Below are 4,920 nucleotides of genomic sequence, written 5' to 3'. Positions count from 1 at the left end.
ATCTTCATCTTTGGTGATGTAAACATGGTGTTCTTGGAAGCTACCTGGTTCTTCTACTGGTTCATCGACAATTTTTTCATAGATATAAGTTATTTCTTGTTTTTGACCTGGTACATAGTTACCTGCAGATTCACTTCCATCTTTATTGTAGATAGGATTATTTACTGGATTATCTGTGTTAGTGAATTTAAATCCATCTTTTTCTATTTTTCCGGTTTTATAGAACTCAGTTTTTGAACCTTCAGTTGTTTTACCATCTTCAACTTTACGATCAATTTCATTTCCATTCTTATCTTTTGTAATATAGATATGATGTTCTTGGAAACTTCCTGGTTCTTCATCTTGGTCACCAGTACCTGTTGAAGTATCCCCTGCTTGTAATAAAGCACTAGAGTGTGATACAGTTTGGCCATGATTATCGACTACGACTTGTCCATTATTCTTATTAACTACACTTGAAGTAACTTTAACAGCTTTATTTGGATCTGCATCTTTTTTTAATGTTGGTGTACCTAAAACTACATATTTTGTTTTCATATTTAGTTTTGTTCCGACGTCAATGTAGGCGATTCCGTTTTCTACAGTGATAGGCAAATCTGTAACTTCTTTAGCTCCAGCTGCTAAATTTGGTGAGAAACTATCTCTAAATACAGCATTGTTAGAAACTTCATATATTTTAACTTGGCTTGGATCAGTGTATTCATAATTGTTTGATTCTAATTTTATTTTATTAAGTCCACCTATCCTATCGCCTGATTGGTTAATGTAAGTTGTTGTGTGTACTGTATTTTCTTCTCTATTTACGGAAGTTATTGTTTCAGTTATTGGTAAATACTTTTTATTACCATATTGAAAAGTCATATTTCTTGTTTTTGTTTCATCCGCAACAGTAATAGTTACATCTACTTTTTGACCATCGTCTGTAATTTGTTCTCTTACTGGCCATAGACTTTGTTGGAATGAACCGCGAACATTGTTAAATATATCTACGTAGTCTGTAAATGTATAGGTAGTTGTATTTGAGTCTTTATCATATATACCTTGGGCAATCATTCTACCTCTAGCATCCATAAGATTTGTTGCTGTTCTAGGCTCATTTACTAATCCAGGAACTACGTTATCTCCATAGCTTACTGTAAAATAATCTCCACTCTTTACATCATCATCTACTTTATAGTCTGCTGTAAATGCAGCGTGTCCTGCACTTGTAACCCATACTTCTTCTTTTTGTGATCCACCATCTTTATATTGGATATTTATGTTTGATACGTGAACCTTGTTATTTACTTGTTGACCTTTTCCTGCTTTTTGTGATGCTTTTTCTCCTTCAGGAGCCACTTCTAATGAATTAGCTTCTTTAGCATTAGCTTCTTGAATTTTCTTATTCAATTTTGCATCAACGTCAATATTAGGATTTTCTGCAAGTGAATTTGCTATATCTTCTTCAATTTTTGCAATTTCGCCATCTGTAAAGCTAGCATTCTTTAATGCTTGTCTTTGAGAATCTGTTAGTTTGAATGCTTCTTTTCCCTCTATAACAGCTTCTTCTTTTTCTTCTGTAGCTTCTTCTTTTTGTGAAGTTGTTTCAGTTGTTTCTATTGCAGTGTCTTTTGTTGTAGTAGCTTCTTTAGTTGCGTCTGCTTTATTGTTTTCTGCTGCTGTAGAAACTACTTCTTTAGCTTGTTCTTTTTCTTCTTTGTTTTCTTTAATTACATTGTAAGTTGTTGCAGTGTCAGATTCTGTGTTTTGTTGAATTTTATTAGTGTCAGTAGTATTACCTATTGAATTACCTATTGAATTATCTGCTGATACTTGGTTTGCTAACATCATTGGGCTAGCTAATACTCCGAAAGCCAACAAAATTTTTGCAATATTATTCTTGTTCTTCTTGTCCATAAAAACCTCCTCAAATGGTGTGTTTTCCATTAACATATTTTGATTAAATGATTGACATAAATACATATTTTTCTCTTTTTTAATACTGTACAGTTCTAAATTATTATTTATTATTAATCATTTCTATCATTACTTTAATTATATACCCTACTGCAAAAAAAATAAACATATTTTTTAAAATGTCGTGCCAAATGTTTAGATTTTCAAATATATTTTATTCGTATGATATATTTAGTTTAATAATTAACTTTAATCATTTTATAATTAATTTATTAGCTTTATGAATTATCATTCTTTTAATGCTATTAAATTATTTACATATAAATTAAAAATGCCCACTTGAAAAACAAGTGAGCAATGTATAAATATTTAATTTAAATCTTCTTCTATCTCGTCGATTATTTCTTGTGGTGTTTTGTCTTCAAAAAATGATGGATCCATATGTGTTAGGAAGTGCCATTCATCTTTTTCGTTTTTTCTATAGACTATTGCTTCACCATCTTCTGATCCGAAGTAAGCCCTGTCTACGTCATATCCTTTTTCTTGCAAGTATTTTTTTACTTCGTTGTAGGATTTTTCGCGATTTTCGATGTATGTTTTAACATCTTTATTAGCTATTACATAAGCGTCGACTCTTGTAGAATTATCTACTATTCCATTTCCATGTTCAGATAGATTGGGAATTTCTTTCCAGAATATTTCTGCCTTACCTTCTTCAGTGAACATGAATTTTGTCATAGGAATTATATTGCCATTGTGTTCCAATTCTACATACTCATCTAATTTTTCGGGATTGATATATTCGTATACAAATCCATCTTCTTCTGTAATTTCATAGCAGTTTGTTTTCTTTATGAATTCTCTTCCTTCTTCAATTGTGTCAAATACTGCTAATTCTGTAGCTTGTCCATTTTGATTTAATTCTAAAATATACATTTTGTTCTCCTTTATAATTTGATTTTAAATGTAACGCTTTTTTCATTTGTTTCAATAACTGCATCAATTTTGTAATTATTGAGTAAGTTTCTCACGATATACAACCCGAGTCCATTACTGTTTTCTTTATTCAAATCGCAATTTACATCAAATACTTTCGTTGTATCTAATTCATGTGCTTTTGAACAAGTGTTTGTAACTTTAAGCCATCTATTTTCTGATTTTATAGTTATTGTGCCATGTTCATCAGTGTACTTTACGGCATTGCCAATTACATTTGAAAGTATGATTTTGAGCGCTGATTTTCCAATATAAATCTGTTCATCAGTAATGTAGTTGTCGATTGTAATGTGTTTTTGATTTGCTATCACTTCTTGCTTATTTATTATATCATTTAATATTGGAATTATTAATACTTCTTCCTCATCATTTTTCAAGTTTTCTATCGATGATAATGTTAGTATTTGAGATATATTATGTGATAAATAATCAATTATTTTAAGGGATTCATCTATATACAAGTCTCTATTTTTGTATTTTCCAATATTGTATTTCATGTTTTCCAATATAATTTTGAGGCTGGCTACAGGTGTTTTCAGTTCATGTGATGCTCCTCTAAAGAAATCGTATTTTAGTTTTTCTAGTTTGATTATTTCTTCATTTTTGACTTCCAAATCGTCAATAGATTTTAATAATGTATTATATAAATTATTAATCTGCATTTTTAATTGCCCAATTTCATTAGTAGAGTCCACTTGAAGATGAGCTTTTTTGTCCATTTTCATCATTTTATCAGTAACTCGTTTTATCTCTTTTATGTTGTTGTTGATTAACTTTGCGTAAATCAATGATATTATAACTGAGAAAATCATAGATATTATCAACGAAAAAGGAAGAAATTTCAAGCTTAGATTTTTGGCATCTTGTTTCATATCTGCTGTAGAAACAAATTGAAGTGATATTTTATCCCCATTTGATATCTCAATTTCACGTTCTTCTATTATAAGAGAATTATTATTGCTTTGTTTATCGAAATTTATTATTTCTTTGATTTGTAATTCGTTGTTGTTGTTTTTGTTTTTTACATAAGCTTTTATATCGTTATTATCGGAATAAAAGTTCAATGATTGGGTTATATAGCCCATTTCTTTTTTATTTAAGTTATGTGATATTTCATTTGCTTTTTTGTTTATTTCTTGTTTTCTATCTTCCAGGTATGTTTTTGGAAATATTAGAAATACCATCAAATGTATGAACAAAACTGTGAGGGCTAATGCCGTGAAGATTTGCAGGAACATTTTGGGAAATATTTTTAAGTTTTTCATTTTCTCTCCAATTTATATCCTACATTTCTGATGGTTACTATGCAATCCAATTCTAGTTTTTTGCGTAATTCTTTTATGTATACATCTATTACTCTGTCGAAAGGGATTTCATCTGTTTCTTTCCACACACTGTCTATTATTTGCATTCTTGTCAGTGCTTGTCCTTCATTATCTTTCATGTATTTAAGAATTTCTAATTCTTTGGCATTTACATCAACTTTTGTTCCGTTCACACTAGCTGTATAACTTGTGAAATTAACTTCAGTATTTTTGTATTTAAATATTTCACTATTCCCATAATGTTTTTTTATTAATGATTCTATTCTAACTTTTAGAACCGGTAATGAAAATGGTTTTTCGATATATCCATCAGCTAAGCTTATGAATGCGTTGATTTTGTATTCTTCATCACTGAATGCCGTTAGCATTAGCACTGGTATATCACTTGTTTTTCTGATTGTTTTTAAAACTTCAAGTCCATTTATATACGGAAGTTGGATATCTAGTATAGCCAAGTTGATTTCGTTATTTTCAAATATGGATATGGCTTGTTTTCCATCTTCTGCTTGAAATGTATTGTATCCAAATTCCGACAAAAACTCGCAAATTCCTTCTCTAATCATTTTATCATCTTCTACTACTAGTATATTCATAATTTCTCCTTTTATTTTATTATACAATATTTATTTTAATCATGACCACCCGTAAATAAGGTGACCCCAAAAAGTTGGACTTTATACCAGAGACATTTAGAAATATTTGT

The 4,920-nt window shown here is 29.7% G+C and carries 4 protein-coding genes; all 4 read right to left on the bottom strand.

The window, feature by feature from the left end:
• A partial coding sequence (locus ACLUJM_RS12840) for an Ig-like domain-containing protein (RefSeq protein ID WP_412412987.1) occupies positions 1 to 1,896 on the bottom strand: 1,896 nt, incomplete at its 3' end.
• A 369-nt stretch (positions 1,897 to 2,265) separates the two neighbouring features.
• Positions 2,266 to 2,832 (bottom strand): hypothetical protein, encoded by a 567-nt coding sequence (locus tag ACLUJM_RS12835; RefSeq protein ID WP_412412986.1) that lies wholly within the window; start codon positions 2,830 to 2,832, stop codon positions 2,266 to 2,268.
• A gap of 11 nt (positions 2,833 to 2,843) precedes the next feature.
• Positions 2,844 to 4,157, bottom strand: coding sequence for an ATP-binding protein (locus ACLUJM_RS12830; protein ID WP_412412985.1), 1,314 nt, complete (start codon positions 4,155 to 4,157; stop codon positions 2,844 to 2,846).
• Complete coding sequence (locus ACLUJM_RS12825; RefSeq protein WP_412412984.1) at positions 4,154 to 4,810, bottom strand: response regulator transcription factor; 657 nt, start codon at positions 4,808 to 4,810, stop codon at positions 4,154 to 4,156. The genes ACLUJM_RS12830 and ACLUJM_RS12825 overlap by 4 nt, the downstream gene beginning before the upstream one ends.
• Between the last annotated feature and the right edge of the window lie 110 nt (positions 4,811 to 4,920).

It is taken from the genome of Finegoldia sp., assembly GCF_046991905.1.
In the GTDB taxonomy this organism is placed as follows: Bacteria; Bacillota; Clostridia; order Tissierellales; family Peptoniphilaceae; genus Finegoldia.
Note: the sequence above shows the minus strand (reverse complement) of the source record. Positions and strands in the feature narration are given on the sequence as shown.